Below are 18919 nucleotides of genomic sequence, written 5' to 3'. Positions count from 1 at the left end.
GGGTGGCCACCACCGCCGCCTGCACGGCCACCAGCCCCAGGAGGGAGCGGACGGCGAACGAGCGGAGCAGGCGGGGTCCCGCGGCACGAGTGGATTCCATCCGCAAAGCCTACCGGGGCCGGGGCCCGGCCTCCGGTCGTCGCACCCGCGGACGCGATCCGGGTCACAATGGTGCGCACGTCCCGTCCCGTCCGGAGAATGGGCGGCAAGAGCCGAACCGACACGGGGTGCGGCCCGAGCGGAGGGCGGTGCCGGCGCGTGGGAGGAGTGTTCCGGCACGAGCTCACGGTCTCGGACCCCGAGGTGCTGGCGGCCCTGGGGGAGCGCACCGGGATGCGCTTCGGGTACAGCACCGACGACCCGGGCTTCTCCTACCTCCTGTCCCGCGCCGGGGACGAGCACCTCGCCGTGTCCACGGTGCACGTGGGCGGGTCGATGTCCTTCTGGGGGGACACCGAGGTCTTCACGGTGGCGCACGTGCACGGCGTCCGGTACGACTGGCAGATCCGCGAGGAGTCCGGGGCCGCCGCAGCCGGATCGTCGGTGCTGTTCCGCCCCGAGCACCCCTCGCTGGTGGTGGCCCAGGACGTGGACGTCACCCTGGTGCACCTGCCGGTGGACCTGGTGCAGCAGACCGCCGACACCGTGTACGGGGCGAGGACCCCGGCGGCCTTCGCCTCGGCCGCCTCGGCCGGGGACCGGTGGGGACAGTGCTGGTCGGCCCTGGCCCGCCACGGGGCCGCGGTGGTGGCCTCGGAGGCCTTCGACGAACCGCTGGTGCGCGCCGAGCTCGCCCGCCGTCTCGCCGTGGGCCTGCTCGAGTGCTTCCCGCTGGTCGGGGACCGCGCCGAACGCTACCTGTCCATGGAGGCCCAGGCGCACCGGTACCGCATCGCGGTGCAGTTCCTCGACGACCGTGCCTCGCACCCGGTCACCGTCGAGGACGCCGCCCGTGCGGCCGGGACGACGTCGGCCGCGCTCGTGCGGGCGTTCCGGGCCAACCACCCGCTGGGGCTGACCCCGGTCCAATACCTGCGGCGGGTCCGGATGGACGCCGCCCACCGCGACCTCGCGGCCGGTGACCCCACGGCGGGGGACACCGTGAAGGGGATCGCGGCCCGCTGGGGCTTCGCCCACCCGGGCCGCTTCGCCCAGCTCTACCGGGAGCTCTACGGGACGACCCCGCGCCACACCCTGGAGCACTGAGCCCCGCCGATCCGCCGCTCCGCCGGGCGGCTGCCCGGCGGGACGGCTGCCCGGCGGGCCCGGTGCTCAGCGGGCCCGGTGCTCAGCGGGACAGCTCCGCACGGGCGATGTCCAGGGCGCGGGCCAGCCGCTGCATGCCCACCTCCGTGCGCTCGGGGGTCGTGGAGGCGAAGCAGACCCGGAAGGCGTCCTGGAACCGGCCCGAGGGGGACAGTGCGGGGCCGGGGATGAAGGCCACGCCCTCGGCGAGGGCGATCTCGAACAGCCGAGGGGTGGCCACGGCCGCGTCGTCGCCCTGGAGGGTCACCCACAGGAAGAAGCCGCCCTCGGGGTCCGTCGTGACCACCCGGGAGCCCAGGTGGCGGGCGATCGAGGCGTCCATGGCCTGTTTGCGCCGACGGTACTCCGTGCGCAGCCCGGCCAGGTGCTCGTCGTAGCCGCCCTGGCGCACGAAGCGCTCCACGATGTGCTGGTTGGGCACGTTCGTGCACGTGTCCATGGCCTGCTTGCCCGCGATGAGCAGCTTGCGCAGCCTCGGGTCCGCGTCCACCCAGCCGACCCGCAGGCCCGGGGCGAGGATCTTGGAGAAGGTCCGCACGGAGAACACCAGCGGGTCGTCCGGGCTGATCTCGCGGAAGCCGGGGACGTCCTCGCCGGCGAAGCGCAGGCCGCCGTACGGGTCGTCGTCGATGATCATGGCGCCCCACCGGTGCGCCAGCTCCAGCAGGCGCCGCCGGCGCGGCTCGCTCAGCGTGGTGCCCGAGGGGTTCTGGAAGTTCGGGATCGTGTAGATCGCCCGCGGGGTGCGCCCGGTCTCGGCGACCAGCGTCTCGAGGGCGTCCACGTCCATGCCGTCGTCGTCCACGGGGACCTCGAGCACGTCGGCGCCGTAGCTCAGCGCGGTCCCGGAGCCGTTGGTGTACGTGGGGGACTCGACCACGACGAGGTCCCCCGGGTCCACGAAGAGCTTGAACGCCAGGTCGAGGCCCTGCATGCCGCCGGAGGTGATGACGAGCCGCTCCGGCCGGGTGGGCTCGGGGGTCGTGGAGTGGTGGTCCACGACGGTCTCGAGCAGCCCGGGCTCGCCCTCCGTGGCCCCGTACGTGAAGGAGCCGGCGTCGAGGACCTCGGCGGCGATCCGCCGGAACTCCTCCGTGGGGATCACCTCGGCGGCCGGGGCGCCCATCGCGAAGCGGACGATGTCGTGGGTCTGCGCGGCCAGCAGGGACGTCGAGGAGTCGATGACCGACCCCACGAGGCCGTCCGCCCGGCGGGCCAGGGGCAGGAGGCCCCGGGCGGGGTCTCCGCCCAGGCCCGCGGTGGGCTTGGTGAGCAGGCTGTCGACGGTCGTGAGGGACGTGGCGGTGGTGGTCATGGGGATCACTTCCTGATGAGGGCGCGGGGGAAGGAGGTCAGGGACTCCGTCCCGTCGGTGGTGATGCGGATGGACTCGGAGACCTCGTAGCCGTACCCGGTCATCCACATGCCGCAGATGAGGTGGAACGTCATGTTCTCGGTGAGGACGCTCTCGTCCTCCGAGCGGATGCTGATGGTGCGCTCGCCCCAGTCGGGGGGATAGCCGATGCCCACGGAGTAGCCGAGCCGGCTGGGCTTCTCGAGCCCGAACTCCGCGATCGCCCAGTTCCACGTGCTCGCGAGCTCGCGCACGGGGACGCCCGCGGCGGTGACGTCGAGCACGGCCTCGAGCCCGGAGGCGACGGCCTCCTCGAGCAGGCCCAGCTCGGCGGTGGGCGGTCCGAGCATGACCGTGCGGGCAAGCGGCACGTGGTAGCGCCGGTGCACCCCGGCCAGCTCCACCACCACGGCGTCGCCCTCCCGCAGCACCCGGTCCGACCAGGTGAGGTGCGGGGTGTCGGCGGAGGCCCCGGTGGGCAGCATCGGGACCATGGCGGGGAAGTCCCCCCACGCGCCGTCGACCCCCTCGGCCTGGGCCCGGGCGATCTGGGCCGCGACCCGGTACTGCGGGACCCCGGGCTCGATGGTGTCGATCGCGGCCTGCATCGCGGCGGTGGTGACGCGGGCGGCCGTGCGCATGTACTGGATCTCCGCGGGGGACTTCACGGCGCGCACCCAGTTGACGATGTCGAAGGCGTCCACGAGCGTCCACTCCGGGAGCGCGTTGACCAGGGAGCGGTAGCCCTTGGGCGAGAAGAAGTGGGAGTCCATCTCCAGGCCCACGCACCCCCGGGCGGCCGGGGCGACCTGGCCGCGGCGGCGCAGGGCGAACGCCACCCAGTCGAAGGGGTGCAGGTGCGGGCGGTGCACGTAGCGCTCGGGGTAGCCGACGATCTGCTCCGGGTGCAGCCGGGCCGTGCGGAACGCGCCGTTGGCGTCCATCTCGCGCAGGAACAGCAGCAGGTCGCCCTCCGCGGGCACGAACAGCAGCTGCGGGGTGTAGAAGGACCAGGCGTCGTAGCCGGTCAGGTAGAACAGGTTCGCCGGGTCGGTCACGACCAGGGCGCTCAGGCCCTGCTCCGTCATCCTCGCCCGGACTGCGCGCAGCCGCGCGGCGTACTCCTCGTCGGCGAACAGGGCGGGGCGGACGTCGGGACCGGCCACGAGGTCCACGGGCCCTTCGGGTGCGGCCAGGTCGGCCACTCGCTCATCGGCCACGGGGCACCGCCGTGTACTTCGTCTCGAGGAACTCCTCGATCCCCACGCGGCCCCCCTCGCGGCCCAGCCCGGAGGCCTTGACCCCGCCGAAGGGCGCTGCCGGATTGGAGACCAGTCCCGTGTTGACCCCGACCATGCCGACCTCGAGGGCCTCGCTGACCCGGAAGCTGCGGTCCACGTCACGGGTGAAGAGGTAGCCCACGAGGCCCCACGGGGTGTCGTTGGCCCATCCGAGCACCTGCTCCTCGGAGTCGAACGGCACCACGGGCGCCACCGGCCCGAAGATCTCCTGCGACATGAGGTCCGCCTCGGGACTGACCCCGGAGAGGACGGTGGGGGAGTAGAACCAGCCCCGGCCCTCCGGCCGGCCGCCTCCGCACAGCACGCTCGCGCCCCGGGTCACGGCGTCGTCCACGAGCTCCTCGACCTTGACCAGGGCCTTCTCCTCGACCAGGGCGCCCACCTGGGTGCCGTCGGCCACGCCGTGTCCCACGGTGAGGGCGCCCATGCGCCCGGCGAGGCGCGCGGAGAACTCCTCCGCCACGGAGCGGTGGACGAACATGCGGTTCGCGGCGGTGCACGCCTCGCCCATGTTGCGCATCTTGGCGGTCATCGCGGCCTCGACCGCCTCGTCGAGGTCGGCGTCCTCGAACACGATGAAGGGGGCGTTGCCCCCCAGTTCCATGGACGAGCGCATGACGTGCTGGGCGGCCTGCTCGAGCAGGCGGACCCCCACCTCCGTGGAGCCGGTGAAGGAGATCTTGCGGGCGATCCCCGAGGACATCCAGGGCCCGACCACCGAGGACGCCGTGGAGGTGCACACCACGTTGAGCACCCCCGGCGGCAGGCCGGCCTCGACGAGGACGTCCACGAGCGCGAGGGAGGACAGCGGCGTGAGGTTCGCGGGCTTGAACACCATCGTGCACCCGGCCGCGACGGCCGGGCCGATCTTGCGGGTGCCCATGGCCAGCGGGAAGTTCCACGGGGTGACCAGCACGCAGGGCCCCACCGGTTCCTTGGACACCAGGATGCGGGTCCTGCCGTCCCCGGAGACGGTCATGTCCCCACCGATCCGCACGGCCTCCTCGGAGAACCAGCGGAAGAACTCGGCGGCGTAGGCGACCTCCCCCCGGGCCTCGGCGAGGGGCTTGCCCATCTCCGTGGACATCACCAGCGCCAGCTCGTCCTGCCGGGCCATGATCAGGTCGTAGGCCCGGCGCAGGATCTCCCCGCGCTCGCGGGGCGCGGTGCGGGCCCAGTCCTTCTGGGCCCGCCCGGCGGCCTCGATCGCGCGCGCGGCGTCCTCGGGGCCGCCGTCCGCGACCGTGGCCACGACCTCCTCGGTGGCGGGGTCCACCACGTCGAAGCGGCGGCCGGAGGCGGCCTCGGACCAGGAGCCGTCGATGAAGACCCCGGTGCTGACACCGGCGACGGCCTCCCGGGAGCGGCGCAGGACGTCGTCGGAGGCGGTGGTGGGGGTGGCGGCGGAGGTGGTCACGGGGTGTCCTTCCGGTCGGGATCGGTGCGGAGGAGAGTGCTGTCGTCGGTGCGGGGATCGGGGCGGGGGTCGAGGAGCTGCGCGAGGTGCCGCCCGGGCCGGTCGGGACGCAGGTGGCGGACCTGCTCGTGGCAGGAGAAGCCGTCGGTGAGCACGGGCACGGAGTCCTCCGTGGCCCGCAGGGCCGGCGCGAGGGCCTGCTCGGCCACGGCGAGGCTGACCTCGTAGTGGGCGGCCTCGAAGCCGAAGTTCCCGGCCACCCCGCAGCAGCCGGTGGCCTCCCGGACCTCGCCGACCCCGGCCGCGGCCAGGGCCCGGCGCTGGACCGCGGCGCCGAAGGCGGAGTACTCGTGGCAGTGGGTCTGGACCACCACGGACGGCGGCAGCGGCGCGCCGGGGGCCGGTAGCTCCCCGCGCCCGGCGAGCTCGGTGACGTGCTCGGCGAAGCTGCGCACCCGGGCGGCCACCCGGCGGGCCGCGTCCGTGGGGACGAGCCCGGGCAGGTCGTGGCGCAGGGTCGCGGCGCAGGACGGCTCGACGACGACGACGGGGCGCGCGGTCCCGTCGTCGAGCGCCTCGACCGTGCGCCGCAGGATCTTCTGCGCGGCGCCCAGCTGCCCGGTCGAGATCCACGTCAGCGCGCAGCACGCGTCCGGCGCGCACTCGACGGGGCGACCGGACCCGGCCAGGACGCGCGCCGCGGCGCCGGCCACCTCGGGGCGGAAGCCCCGGGTGAAGCTGTCCACGAACAGGACGGCCTCGCCCGTGCCCGTGCCGGGGCGGGAGACCCCGGCGCCGGCGACCTGGCGGATCCAGTCGGCGGCCCCGGCGAAGCGCGGCAGCGGCCGCTCGGGGGTCAGCCCCGCCGCCCGCATCGCCGCCCGCAGCAGGGGCCGGGTGGCGGGGCGGTCCCGCAGCGCCGCGTTGAGCAGGCGGGGGATCCGCCCGGTGAGGCCCAGCCACCGGGGGAGCCGGCCCAGGCTGTAGTGGCTGAAGGGGCGCAGCCGCCGCCGGTAGAAGTGGTCGAAGAACTCGGACTTGTACGTGGCCATGTCCACGCCCGCGGGGCAGTCGGTGGCGCACGCCTTGCAGGACAGGCACAGGTCCAGGGCCTCGCGCACGTCCTGCGAGCGCCAGCCCGCGTCCTGGTCGGGGGCGGTGCGCACCATCTCCTGGAGGACCCGGGCCCGGCCCCGGGTCGAGTCCCGCTCGTCCAGGGTGGCCCGGTAGCTGGGGCACATCACGCCGCCGGTGTCCGAGCGGCAGCGGCCCACCCCGATGCACCCCTGCACGGCGTGCACGAACGGGTCCTGCCGGTCGTCCCCGGCGCGCAGCTCCCCGAGCGGGAACGAGGTCCGCCACTCCCGCTGCGGCACGCCCTCGAGGGCGAGGTCCGCGGTGAGCGGGGCCGGGTCCACGAGCACGCCGGGGTTGAGCAGCCCGTGCGGGTCCCAGGCCCGCTTCACGGCGGCGAAGGCGCCGAGCACGCGCGGGGAGTACATGAGGGCCAGCAGCTCCGAGCGGGCCCGGCCGTCCCCGTGCTCGCCGGAGAGGGACCCGCCGTGCGCCACGACGAGCCGTGCGGCGTCCTCGGTGAAGGTGCGGAACACGGCCCGCCCCTCGTCCGAGCGCAGGTCGTAGGTGATCCGGATGTGCAGGCACCCCGCGCCGAAGTGGCCGTAGACCACGCCGTCGAGGCCGTGCCGGTCGAGCAGGGCCCGGAGGTCGGCGAGGTAGTCGGCGAGCCGTTCCGGGGCCACGGCCGAGTCCTCCCAGCCGGGCCAGGACTCGCTGCGGCCCAGTGCGGCGTCCGGGGCCAGCCGCGAGGACAGCCCGGCCCCGTCCTCCCGGACGCGCCACAGGGAGGTGCGCTCGACCGGGTCCGGCACGGTCCGCCCGTCGAGGGCGTGGCCCTCACGCAGCAGCCGCTCGAGCAGGGCCTCGGCGCGCTCCCGCACCTCGTCGGGATCGTCGCCGTCGAGGTCGACGTAGAGCCAGGCGCCGCCGCGGGGCATCGCGGCGACGGCGTCCGCGCCGCGGCGCCAGCGCATCGTGGCGACGATCTTGTCGTCGATCCCCTCGACCGCGGCCGGGTTCTCCGCGAGCAGGGCCGGCACGTCCCGGGCCGCCTCGACCACGTCCTCGTAGCCGAGGCACAGCAGCAGCGCGCTGCGGGGGCGGGGCACCAGGCGCATGCGGGCCCCGACGACGACGGCCCAGGTCCCCTCGGAGCCGACGAGCGCGCGGGCGACGTCGAAGCCGCGCTCGGGCAGCAGGTGCTGGAGGTGGTAGCCGGAGACCTGCCGCGGGATCCGGCCGAGCTCCACGCGCAGCTCGGCGAGGTGGGCGGCGGCCACGTCCCGCAGGGCCCCCGCGAGCTCCCCGGCCCGCCGGGCGGAGACGTCGTCCGCCGGGTCGGTGGCGCGCAGCCCTCCGGGCCCGGCGGTGAGGCGGGCGCCGTCGGCGGTGACGAGGTCGATCTCCACGGTGTGGTCGCTCGTGCGCCCGTAGCGCACCGAGTGGTTGCCGCAGGCGTCGTTGCCGATGGACCCGCCCACCGTGGCGCGGGTGCGGGAGGACGGGTCCGGGGCGAACGTCAGCCGCCCGTCCGTGCGCCGCTCCACCTCGCGGGCGAGCACGGAGAGCACCGCGCCGGCCTCGACGTCCACGGTCAGGGCGTCCTCGTCCACGGCGCCGATCCGGCGCAGGTGCCGGGAGAGGTCGAGGACCAGCCCGGCACCCACGGCGTTGCCGGCCATCGAGGTGCCGCCGCCCCGGCTGGTCACCGGCACGCCCAGGTCCCGGCACACCGACAGCGCCGCGGCGACGTCCGCGGCGGAGCGGGGGAAGACCACGGCCCGGGGGAGCACCCGGTAGTTGGACGCGTCGTAGGCGTACTCCGCGAGCCGGCGGGACCCGGTGTCGGCGTCGAGGCCGGCACCGTGCAGGCGCCGGCCGAGCTCGTCGTCGCCCGCCGTGCGGGTGCCCGCGCGGGCGGCGCCCCCGGTCGCGGCCCCGCTCCCCGCCGCGGTCCCGTCCTCGGTCACGGCCGCGTCCTCCGCCGCGGCCCGGGGGTCGGCGGCGCGTCCGGCCGGGACGGGGCGGGAGGCGGTGCTCACGCCGTCCCCGCGGACCCGCCGAGCGCCTCGGTCAGGGCCGCCTCGAAGCGTTCGAGGCCGGTGCGGATCTCCTCCTCGGAGACCACCAGGGCGGGGATGAGCCGGACCACGTTGCCGGTCGGCCCGCAGGTCAGCGTGAGCAGCCCGTGGCCCGTGGTGGCCTGCTGCACCGCGAGGGCGGCGGCGGCGTCCGGGGAGCCGTCCTCCTGCGCGAACTCGATGCCCTGCATCAGGCCCCGGCCGCGGACGTCGCTGATCCCGGGGAACCGCTCCTGCAGGGGCAGCAGCCCCGCCTGCAGCTGGTCCCCGCGCACCCGGGCGTTCTCGACGAGCCCCTCGTCCCGCACCACGTCCAGGGTGGCGCAGCCCGCGGCGGCGGCCACGGCGTTGCCCCCGTAGGTGCCGCCCTGCGAGCCGGGCCAGCCCCGCTCCATCAGCGCGGTCGGCGCCGCGATCGCGGAGATCGGGAAGCCGGAGGCCAGGCCCTTCGCGGTGATGAGCACGTCCGGGACCACGTCCGCGAACTGGTGCCCCCAGAACCGCCCGGTCCGTCCGACCCCGGCCTGCACCTCGTCCAGGACCAGCAGGATCCCGTGCCGGTCCGCCCGCTCCCGCAGTCCCTCGAGGAAGGCCGGCGGGGTGGGCAGGTAGCCGCCGTCGCCGAGCACGGGCTCGATGAGGAAGGCCGCGGTGTCCTGCGGCGCGGTGCGCGTCACCAGGAGGTAGTCCAGCTCCTTGAGGGCGAACTCCACGGTGGTCGCCTCGTCCCACCCGTAGCGGTGGGCGTAGGGGAACGGGGCCATGTGCACCCCGCCCATGAGCGGGGAGAACCCGGCGGAGAACCGGGTGCCCGCGGTGGTGAGGGTCGCCGCGGCCACCGTGCGGCCGTGGAAGCCGCCCTGGAAGACCACCACGTTGGGGCGGCCGGTGGCCATCCGGGCGAGCCGGACGGAGGCCTCGACCGCCTCGGAGCCGGAGTTGGCGTAGAACACGGAGTCGAGGCCGGGGGGCAGGACCTCGCCCAGCTTCTCGGTGAGCTCGAGCAGCGGCGGGTGCATCACGGTCGTGTACTGGGCGTGGATGATCCGCCCGACCTGCTCCCGGGCCGCCTCGACCACCCGGGGGTGGCAGTGGCCCGTGCTGGTGACCCCGATCCCGGTGGTGAAGTCCAGGTAGTCCCGCCCGTCCGTGCCGGAGATCCAGCACCCGCGGGCGGAGTCGACGACGACCGGTGTCGCCTGTTTCAGGAGCGGGCTCAGTGAGGTCATGGCTCATCATGGGAACAGCCCCGGCAGATTGTCAACAATCGGACCGGACCCGTAGGGTGGGCCCATGAGCACCGCGCAGGAGCCGCCACGGGTCGTCGTGCTGACCGCCGACGGCACGCCCCCGCCCGCCAACGAGGCCGCGCTGCGCGCCCTCGCCGACGTCACGGTGGTGACGCGCGACGGGCTCGCCGCCGCCCTGGCGGGCACGGACGGCCGGCGCCCGGCCGAGGTGCTGCTCCTGTGGGACTTCTTCTCCGACGCGCTCGCCGAGGCGTGGGACGCCGCGACGGGACTGCGCTGGGTGCACGTGGCCGCCGCCGGCGTGGACGCCATGCTGTTCCCGGCGCTGCGCTCCTCCGGCGTCCGTCTCACCAACGCCCACGGCGTCTTCGACCGGCCCATCGCGGAGTTCGTCCTCGCGGCCGTCCTCGCCCGGGACAAGCAGCTGCACCGCAGCAAGGCCCTGCAGCGCGAGCACCGCTGGGTGCACCGGGAACTGCGGCGCACCCAGCGGTCCACGGCCCTCGTGGTCGGCACCGGGGGGATCGGCCGCGAGACCGCCCGCCTGCTGCGGGCCGTGGGGATGGACGTCCGCGGCGCCGGGCGCACCCCCCGGACCGAGGACCCCGACCTCGGGACCGTGGTCGCCTCCGCCGAGCTGGCCGAGCACGTCGGGTGGGCCGACCACGTGGTGCTCGCCGCGCCCCTGACGGCGCAGACCCGCGGGATCGTGGACGCCCGGGTGCTCGCGGCCATGCGGCCGCACGCGCACCTCGTGAACGTGGGCCGAGGTCAGCTGGTGGACGAGGGCGCCCTGGTCGAGGCCCTGCGCGCGGGACGCCCGGCCGCCGCGACCCTGGACGTGTTCGAGACCGAGCCCCTCCCGCCGGACCACCCGTTCTGGGACATGGACGACGTGCACGTGTCCGCGCACATGTGCGGTGACGTCGAGGGGTGGCGGGACGAGCTCGCGGCCCAGTTCGAGGCGAACCTGCGGCGCTGGCGCGCCGGGGACCCGCTGCTCAACGAGGTGGACAAGGACGCCGGCTACGTCCGCTCCCCGTGAGGGGGGCGATCGGGCCCGCGGCACCGTCGCCGCGGGCGCGGGACGAGCGGGCCGCGACAGGAGGAGGACGCCGATCATGCGCGTAGCAGTTCCCAGGGAGATCAAGCCGGCCGAGCAGCGGGTGGGCCTCGTGCCCGCCGGGGTGACCCAGCTCGTGCGGGACGGCCACGAGGTGTTCGTGGAGACCGGCGCGGGGGAGGGCTCGGGGTTCGACGACGACGCCTACGCCGCCGCGGGAGCCGAGGTGGCGGACCGTTCCGCCGTGTGGGAGCGGGCGGAGCTGCTCGTCAAGGTGAAGGAGCCGGTGGCCGAGGAGTACGAGCTCCTGCGCCCCGACCTCACGCTCTTCGCCTACCTGCACCTGGCCGCCGACCGGCCGCTGACCGAGGCGCTGATCGGGGCGGGCACCACCGCCGTGGCCTTCGAGACCGTGCGCTCCGGCCGGGTCCTGCCGCTGCTGCAGCCCATGTCCGAGATCGCGGGCCGGCTCGCCGCGCAGTCCGCCGCCCACCACCTGCAGTCCAATGCCGGCGGCCCCGGGCTGCTCATGGGCGGGGTGCCCGGCGTCGCGGCGGCGAAGGTCGTGGTGATCGGCGGCGGGGCCGTGGGCACCCAGGCCGCCCTCATGGCCTCGGGCCTGATGGCGGACGTCACGGTGCTGGACGCCAGCGGCCCGCGGATCCGGGAGCTCACCGACCTGCTCGGGCACCGGGCCCGCGTGCTGATGAGCGACGAGCACGTGCTCGAGGACGAGATCGCCGGCGCCGACGTGGTGATCGGGGCGGTGCTCGTCCCGGGGGCGGCGGCGCCCAAGCTCGTGCGCCGGGAGCACCTCGGGGTCCTGCACGACCACGCCCTGCTCGTGGACGTCGCCATCGACCAGGGCGGGTGCTTCGAGACCTCGCACCCGACCACCTACGACGACCCGACGTTCGAGGTGGACGGCATCACCCACTACTGCGTGGCGAACATGCCCGGCGCCGTGCCGCGCACCGCGAGCCGGGCCCTCGCCAACGCCACCACCCCGTATCTGCGGCGCCTGGCCCGCGGCCCGGAGGAGGCCCTGGCCGCCGACCCGGGATTCGCGGCCGGGCTCAACACGGCCGCCGGGAGCATCCGGCACGCCGGCGTGGCGGAGGCCTTCCCGGACCTGCCGGCGCAGCTGGACTGAGCTCCGGCGGGCGTCCCGCGGGAACTCAGCCCGCGGCCGGGCCGTCCGTGGTGAGCAGGCGGAGCAGCCGCTCCAGCTCGACCCGGTCCTGCGGGTCCAGCCGCGAGAAGTACACGTCGGACTCCCGGCGCCGGTCCTCCCGGACCTGCTCGCGCAGGGCGGCACCCCGGGGCGTCAGCGCCACCAGCGTGGCGCGCCGGTCGGAGGGGTCCGGCACCCGTTCCACGAGCCCCTTCCCCTCGAGCAGGTCCACCACCTCCGTGGCGGAGCGGGGGGCGATGCGCAGGACGTCGGCGAGGTCCTTCACGCGCAGGCTTCCGGGCCCGCCGCCGTGGCGGCAGCTCTCGGCCGGGCCGTGCCGGTGCTCCGGCCCACCCGCGCACCCGGCGAGGGCGTCGAGCGCCCGGAACTGGTGGGGGGTGAGCCCGAAGGGGGCCAGCTGCTCGGCCCACCGACGGCGCAGGCGGCGGAAGACCGCGTGCAGCAGGTCCCCGAGTCGGGCCGGATCGGGATCGTCGTAGGGCATGGCGTCATCCTAACCGCATTGCAGGTTCCCTCATAGAGAGGTAACCTCCTTGATAGTTCCCGAGGAGGACCCCATGGCGACCACCCAGCACCCCGGACGCGTCCGCGCATCCGCCGCCCACGCCGCCGGCGCCCCGGGCGAGGGGCCCGGCGTGCTGCCCGGTGCCGGCCCCGGCGGCGGTTCCGGCGGCGGTTCCGGCGGCGGTTCCGGCGGCGGTTCTGGTGGCGGAGGCGGCAACCGGCCCGCCCGCCCGGACCCCGCGGACCGCAGGCAGCTCGCCCGGCACCCCGTCAGCGTGCGCCGGATCGCGGCGCTGTTCGCCCCGCACCGGGGCACGATCGCGCTCGTCGTCGGGCTCATCACCGCGTCCTCGGTCGTCAACCTCGCCCAGCCGTTCCTGGTCCGCGGCGTCATCGACGACGCCCTGCCGGACGGGGACACCCGCCTGCTGCTGGTGCTCACCGCCTCGATGGTCGGGGTCGCGGCGCTGACCTCCGTGATCGGCGTGGTCCAGACCTGGATGGCCACCACCATGGGGCAGCAGGTCATGCACGCGCTGCGCGTGCAGCTCTTCACCCACCTGCAGGCCCAGTCCCTGGGGTTCTTCACCAGGACCCGGGGCGGGGAGGTGCAGTCGCGGCTGACGCACGACATCGCCGGGATGCAGTCCGTGGTCACGAGCTCCGCCACGGGGGTGGCGTCCAACCTCACCACCGCCGTGGCGACCGCCGTGGCCATGGTGGCGCTCTCCCCGTCGATGAGCCTCGTCTCCCTGCTCGTGCTGCCGCCGGCGGTCTGGATCTCGCGCCGCGTCGCGCTGATCCGCCGGGACGTCACCGAGGAGCGCCAGCGGGAGCTCGCGGCGCTCCACACCCAGGTCGAGGAGGGCCTGTCCGTCTCGGGGGTCCGGCTCGCCAAGACCCTGGGCACCACCGCACGGGATGCGGCCCGCTTCACGGAGCGCTCCGACCGCCTCGTGGACCTGGAGCTGCGCAGCCAGCTGGCCGGGCGCTGGCGGATGGCCACCATGCAGATCGTCTTCGCCGCGATCCCCGCCGTGATCTACCTGGCCGCCGGCTTCCCGGCCACCGGCGGCGGGATGACCATCGGCACCCTCGTGGCCTTCACCGCGCTGCAGGGGGCCGTCTTCCGGCCCGTGATGGGTCTGCTGAACATCGGTGTGCAGTGGGTGTCCGCGCTCGCCTTCTTCAGCAGGATCTTCGAGTACCTCGACCTCGAGCCGCAGATCGTCCCGCCCGCCGCTCCCGTCCGGCTGGACCCGGCCGCCGTGCGCGGGGAGGTCCGGTACGAGGGCGTGCGCTACGCCTACGACGACGGGGCCGACGTCCTGCACGACGTCGACCTGGTGCTGCCGGCGGGCACCACCACGGCGGTCGTCGGGCCCACCGGATCCGGGAAGAGCACCCTCGGCTCCCTGCTGCCGCGGCTCAACGACGTCACGGCGGGGCGGGTGACGATCGACGGCGTCGACGTGCGGGACATCGATCCGGCGGACCTCGCCCGGATCGTGGGCGTCGTCTCCCAGGAGACCTACCTGGTCCACGCCACGGTGCGCGCCAACCTCCTGCTCGCCGATCCCGGCGCCTCCGACGCCGAGCTGTGGCGCGCCCTGGGCGCCGCGCGCATCGCCGACACCGTCGCCGGCCTGCCGGACGGGCTGGACACGGTGGTCGGCGCCCGCGGCCACCGCTTCTCCGGCGGGGAGCAGCAGCGCCTGGCCATCGCGCGGACCGTGCTGCGCAACCCGCCCGTGCTGGTCCTCGACGAGGCCACCAGCGCGCTGGACAACACCACCGAGGCGCAGGTCCAGGAGGCCCTCGACCGGCTGGCCGCCGACCGCACCACCCTGACCATCGCCCACCGGCTCTCCACGGTCGAGAACGCCGACCAGGTGGTGGTGCTCGCGGGCGGCCGCATCGCCGAGCGCGGCGCGCCGCGCGAGCTGCGCGGGGCCGGCGGCCCGTTCGCCCTGCTGGCCGGGCGGACCGGCCGGGACGCCGGCGCCGCGGCGGTCGGCGCCTCCGCCCCGTGACCCCCGGGTGCCCGCGTCACCACGAACCCTCGTGGTCACGCGGGCACCCGCGGGTCGAACGGTGTGCCCGGGGTCAGCCGCGCGTGCCGTGCTGGACGATCAGCGGCCGGCCCGCCGGCTGGACCACGCGTTCGCGGACGGTCCGGGCCGCCGCCACGAGGTGCTCCAGCGACGCCTTCGTCTCCTCGTAGCCGCGGGTCTTCAGGCCGCAGTCCGGGTTGACCCACAGGGTCCGCGCCGGGACGTGCTCGAGGGCCCGCTCGAGCAGCTGCTCGACCTCCTCCCGGGAGGGCACGCGCGGGGAGTGGATGTCCCACACGCCCGGGCCGATGCCCCGGGAGAAGCCGGCGGCCTCGAGGTCGGTGAGCACCTCCATCCGGGACCGGGCCGCCTCGATGCTCGTGACGTCGGCGTCCAGGCCGTCGATCGCGCCGACCACCTCGCCGAACTCCGAGTAGCACAGGTGGGTGTGGATCTGGGTCCCGTCCCGCACCCCCGAGGTGGCCAGGCGGAACGCGTCCACCGACCAGTCGAGGTAGGCCTGCTGGTCGGCCCGCCGCAGGGGCAGGAGCTCCCGCAGCGCCGGCTCGTCCACCTGGATGATCCCGATCCCGGCGGCCTCGAGGTCCGCGACCTCGTCCCGCAGCGCGAGCGCCACCTGGTTCGCCGTCTCCCCGAGCGGCTGGTCGTCGCGCACGAAGGACCACGCGAGGATCGTCACCGGTCCGGTCAGCATGCCCTTGACCGGCCGGTCGGTGAGGGACTGGGCGTGGCCGATCCACGGCACCGTGAACGCCTCGCCGCGCAGGCCCTCGCCTTCCCGGCTGACGTCGCCCCACAGGATCGACGGGCGGGTGCAGCGGGAGCCGTAGGACTGCACCCAGCCGTGGACGGTGGTCGCGAAGCCGTCGAGGTGCTCGGCGAAGTACTGGACCATGTCGTTGCGCTCGGGCTCGCCGTGCACCAGCACGTCCAGGCCCAGCTCCTCCTGCAGCCGCACGACCCGCTCGATCTCCTCGCGCAGGAACTCGTCGTACCGGGCGTCCGGAAGGCGTCCGGCCCGGTGCCGGGCGCGGGCGGCACGGACCTCGGGGGTCTGCGGGAACGAGCCGATCGTGGTGGTGGGCAGCGGGGGGAGCGGGCCCGACGCCGTGAAGGACCGGCCCTCCTGCGCGATCCGGCGGACCTCCGCCGGGGACCGTCCGATCTCCGCGGCGCTCAGCGACGCCGCGCGCCCCCGGACGGCCGCGTCGCGGACCCCCGCCGCCCCCTCGCGGGTGCGACGGGCCTCGGCCGCCTCGGCCAGCTGCCCGGCGACCGACTCCTCGCCGTCGGCGAGGCCGCGGGCGAGGGTGACGACCTCGCCGACCTTCTGGTCCGCGAACGCGAGCCAGCTGCGCAGCAGCGGGTCCAGCCCGGTCTCCTCGGCGACGTCGTGCGGGACGTGGAACAGCGAGGTCGAGCTGGCCACGGACACCCGGGCGCCCCCGCTGGCCAGCTCCCCGAGCCGGGCGAGCCGGCCGCCCAGATCGGCCCGCCACACGTTGTGCCCGTCCACGGCCCCGGCCACGAGCACGGCGGAGTCCTCGCCCTGGAAGAACTCCAGCTCCTCGGTCGTCGGGGCCGCGCCCTCGACGAGGTCGAGGTGCAGCGCCTCCACGCCGGAGCAGGCCAGGGGGTGCAGCAGCGGCCCGGGGGAGCCGTAGGAGGTGGTCACGAACAGCTGCGGGCGCCCGGTCACGGCGGTCAGCGTCGTGTAGGCGTCCCACACGGACGGGGCGAGCTCCTCGGTGGGCACGTGCTGGTCCGCCACGAGGGCCGGCTCCTCGAGCTGCACCCAGTCCGCGCCGGCCGCGGCGAGGTCCCGCAACAGCTGCGCGTACACCGGGAGCAGGTCGGGGAGCCGCTGCAGCGGGTCGAAGCCGGCGGGGGCGTCGTCGTCGGCCTTGGCCAGGAGGAGGAAGGACACCGGGCCCACGAGGACCGGGCGGACGGTGAAGCCGTGCGCGGCGGCGCGGCGGACGTCGGCCACGAGCCGGTCGGCGGTGGCGCGGAACGGGGTGCCCGGGCCGATCTCGGGGACCAGGTAGTGGTAGTTGGTGTCGAACCACTTGGTCAGCTCGAGGGGAGCGCGCCCGGCGTCGCCGCGGGCCAGCACGAAGCTCGCGTCGAGGTCGAGGCGGCCGTCGGGGTCCGCGAGGTCGGCGAAGCGGGACGGGACCGCGCCGAGGGCCACGGTGGTGTCCAGCACCTGGTCGTAGAGGGGGAACGCCGCCGGCAGGGACGAGTCCTGCGCGCCGAGGCCGAGCTCCACGAGCCGGCGGTAGGTGGCCAGCTGCAGCTCGGCGGCGGCCGACTCGAGCGCGTCGCGGCCCGAGCGCCCGGCCCAGTAGGCCTCGAGGGCCTTCTTGAGCTCGCGGCGGCGGCCGATCCGGGGGTAGCCGGTGATGGTGGCGGACGGAAAGGCGGACGGAACGGCGGGCGGAACGGCGATGGGGAACGTGGTCTGCTGGGTGCTCACGGTGGTCTCCTGAGAAGGTGGCGTGGGGTCGTGCGGAACGGTGGGGACCTGCGTGCTCAGGCGGGGAGCAGCAGGTCGTCGAGCAGGTCGTCGAGCGGGACGGGAACGTGCGGGACGCGGGGCAGGTCCACGCGCTCGAGCAGGTCGAGCGCGGCCCGGTGCTCGTTGAAGGTGTAGAGGTGCAGCCCGGGCGCGCCGGCGTCCAGGGCCGCGCGGGCGAGCCGGGCCGCGAAGGCCACGCCCGCGCGGTGCCGCTCGGCGGGCCCGGGTGCGTCCTCGAGCGCGGCGGCCAATCCGGGGTGGGGCGCCAGGCCGGCCAGACGGCACAGGGTGCGCAGCCGCCGCGGGTCGGTGACCGGCATGATCCCCGGGACGATCGGGATGCTCACCCCGGCCGCCCGCGCCGCCGCGACCAGGCGCTCGTAGCGCTGCGGGCGGAAGTAGACCTGGGTGATCGCGAAGTCCGCCCCCGCGCGCTGCTTGGCGAGCAGCACCTCGATGTCGTGCCGGAACGACGGGGACTCCGGGTGCCGGGACGGGTACGCGGCGACGCCCACGGCGAGCCGGCCGGCCGCCAGGGCCGCGCCGTGGCGCTGCTCGACCTCGCGCACGAGCTCCACGAGGTCGCCGGCGTTCGGGAGCTCGCCGGGCTCGGCCCCCGGGTCCAGGTCGCCGCGCAGGGCCAGGACGCCCCGGACGCCGCGCCGGACCAGGGTGTCCACGGTGTCCTCCAGCTCGGCCCGCGTGCTGCCGACGCAGGTGAGGTGCGCCAGCGGCCGCAGGCAGGTGCGGGCCAGGAGGTGGTCGAGCAGGGCGAGGGAGCTGTCCCGGCGCTGCTCGTCCCCGCTGTAGGTCACCGCGACGTGGTCGGGGCGGGTCGGCTCGAGCTCCTCGATGGTCCGCAGCAGCGTGTCGGCGCTGGCCGCGCTGCGGGGCGGGTACAGCTCGTAGGACAGGGACGGCGGCGCCGGCCGGGCGATCGGGCGTGGTGTCACGTTCTTCCTCCAAGGGTCACCCCGAGGGAGGGCGGCAACCCTCCCGGGGCGGACCCGGGGGGAAGCGACAGCTCCATCGGTCCTGGCGGGAGCACCGTTCCGCGTCCCCGTGGCGGGGTGCGCGGATGGTTGCTGCGGCGTCGACGAGCCAGGTCTCTCGGCCGCTCTGGATAGATGCAGGACCCATTCCAGCGGCTGCCCGCCGCGAGGCCAAGTCCGGGCGCGCAGAAGACGCCGACGCCCCGACTGTGACGACCACCGCGTCACATGGCGCAACACGGACGCACGGCGACGCACGAGCCGCACGCCACGGCGCAGCACGGGCGCACGGCACGCGGCGCAGCACGGACGGCGGGGTCCCGCGGGGCGGTCCACGGCGAGCCCGCCGCAGACCGGCGGGGACGCCTGCCCCGTCACGATCCGGTCTCGGCCCTTGCCGTGCCCGTGCCGGCGATCTAGTCTTGGACAACCAACAGGTTGATCAAGGAATCAGTTGACAAACACCGTGGACCCCGGCGACGACGACCTCCTCGACAGGGCCTTCCTGGCTCTCGCCGACCCGGTCCGCCGCCGCATCGTCGCCCGGCTCAGCCGCGGCCCGGCCACGGTCACCGAACTGGCGGAACCCTTCGCGATCACCAAGCAGGCGGTCTCGAAGCACATCCAGGTCCTCGAGCAGGCGCAGCTCGTCACGCGCACCCGTGACGCCCAGCGCCGGCCCGTCCACCTGGACCCCGCACGGCTGGAGGCGCTCACCGCCTGGATCGACCGGTACCGGCTGGTCCGGGAGGAGCAGTTCCGCCGCCTCGACGCCGTGCTCGACACCCGAGCCGCAGACCGCGGCGAGCACACCCAGGACTGA

Annotated in this window: 13 protein-coding genes and 1 riboswitch; of the genes, 5 read left to right on the top strand and 8 right to left on the bottom strand. The window is 75.3% G+C overall.

Annotation, left to right across the window (positions count from 1 at the left end; translation table 11 throughout):
* Positions 1–258 precede the first annotated feature (258 nt).
* Positions 259–1206, top strand: a complete 948-nt coding sequence (locus tag ACH9D3_RS06950; RefSeq protein WP_396410366.1) for a helix-turn-helix domain-containing protein — start codon at positions 259–261, stop codon at positions 1204–1206.
* 82 nt (positions 1207–1288) lie between these two features.
* Here ACH9D3_RS06950 and ACH9D3_RS06945 read toward each other — a convergent pair whose 3' ends face one another.
* From ACH9D3_RS06945 to ACH9D3_RS06925, 5 genes are all read right to left on the bottom strand, one after another.
* Positions 1289–2581, bottom strand: coding sequence for an aminotransferase-like domain-containing protein (locus ACH9D3_RS06945; RefSeq protein WP_396398775.1), 1293 nt, complete (start codon positions 2579–2581; stop codon positions 1289–1291).
* A gap of 5 nt (positions 2582–2586) precedes the next feature.
* Positions 2587–3840, bottom strand: coding sequence for a M24 family metallopeptidase (locus ACH9D3_RS06940; RefSeq protein WP_396410365.1), 1254 nt, complete (start codon positions 3838–3840; stop codon positions 2587–2589).
* The gene (locus ACH9D3_RS06935; RefSeq protein WP_396398802.1) at positions 3830–5293 is read right to left on the bottom strand and encodes an NAD-dependent succinate-semialdehyde dehydrogenase; all 1464 of its coding nucleotides are present in this window, start codon (positions 5291–5293) and stop codon (positions 3830–3832) included. The genes ACH9D3_RS06940 and ACH9D3_RS06935 overlap by 11 nt, the downstream gene beginning before the upstream one ends.
* Positions 5294–5334: 41 nt before the next feature.
* Entirely contained in the window at positions 5335–8286 is a 2952-nt protein-coding gene (locus ACH9D3_RS06930; protein WP_396410367.1) for an FAD-linked oxidase C-terminal domain-containing protein, read from the bottom strand.
* 167 nt (positions 8287–8453) lie between these two features.
* Positions 8454–9725 (bottom strand): aspartate aminotransferase family protein, encoded by a 1272-nt coding sequence (locus ACH9D3_RS06925; RefSeq protein WP_396398773.1) that lies wholly within the window; start codon positions 9723–9725, stop codon positions 8454–8456.
* 64 nt (positions 9726–9789) lie between these two features.
* On the opposite strand from ACH9D3_RS06925, the gene ACH9D3_RS06920 reads away from it, so the two are divergent.
* Both ACH9D3_RS06920 and ald read left to right on the top strand, forming a co-directional pair.
* Positions 9790–10791, top strand: a complete 1002-nt coding sequence (locus ACH9D3_RS06920; protein WP_396410364.1) for a D-2-hydroxyacid dehydrogenase — start codon at positions 9790–9792, stop codon at positions 10789–10791.
* A gap of 76 nt (positions 10792–10867) precedes the next feature.
* Positions 10868–11962, top strand: coding sequence for an alanine dehydrogenase (ald, locus tag ACH9D3_RS06915; RefSeq protein ID WP_396410363.1), 1095 nt, complete (start codon positions 10868–10870; stop codon positions 11960–11962).
* Between the two features lie 25 nt (positions 11963–11987).
* Here ald and ACH9D3_RS06910 read toward each other — a convergent pair whose 3' ends face one another.
* Positions 11988–12488, bottom strand: a complete 501-nt coding sequence (locus ACH9D3_RS06910; protein ID WP_396398769.1) for a MarR family winged helix-turn-helix transcriptional regulator — start codon at positions 12486–12488, stop codon at positions 11988–11990.
* 73 nt (positions 12489–12561) lie between these two features.
* Between ACH9D3_RS06910 and ACH9D3_RS06905 the strand changes: the two genes are divergently transcribed.
* Positions 12562–14541 (top strand): ABC transporter transmembrane domain-containing protein, encoded by a 1980-nt coding sequence (locus ACH9D3_RS06905; protein WP_396410362.1) that lies wholly within the window; start codon positions 12562–12564, stop codon positions 14539–14541.
* 73 nt (positions 14542–14614) lie between these two features.
* Here the strand turns inward: ACH9D3_RS06905 and metE are convergent, their stop codons facing one another.
* Complete coding sequence (gene metE / locus ACH9D3_RS06900) at positions 14615–17062, bottom strand: 5-methyltetrahydropteroyltriglutamate--homocysteine S-methyltransferase (protein ID WP_396410361.1); 2448 nt, start codon at positions 17060–17062, stop codon at positions 14615–14617.
* Positions 17063–17118: 56 nt separating this feature from the next.
* The gene (locus ACH9D3_RS06895; protein ID WP_396398765.1) at positions 17119–18057 is read right to left on the bottom strand and encodes a methylenetetrahydrofolate reductase; all 939 of its coding nucleotides are present in this window, start codon (positions 18055–18057) and stop codon (positions 17119–17121) included.
* A 70-nt stretch (positions 18058–18127) separates the two neighbouring features.
* A riboswitch (SAM riboswitch) is annotated at positions 18128–18234 on the bottom strand.
* Positions 18235–18562: 328 nt separating this feature from the next.
* On the opposite strand from ACH9D3_RS06895, the gene ACH9D3_RS06890 reads away from it, so the two are divergent.
* Positions 18563–18919 (top strand): ArsR/SmtB family transcription factor, encoded by a 357-nt coding sequence (locus tag ACH9D3_RS06890; protein WP_396398767.1) that lies wholly within the window; start codon positions 18563–18565, stop codon positions 18917–18919.

The organism is Kocuria kalidii (assembly GCF_044462225.1).
GTDB lineage: Bacteria > Actinomycetota > Actinomycetes > Actinomycetales > Micrococcaceae > Kocuria > Kocuria kalidii.
Note: the sequence above shows the minus strand (reverse complement) of the source record. Positions and strands in the feature narration are given on the sequence as shown.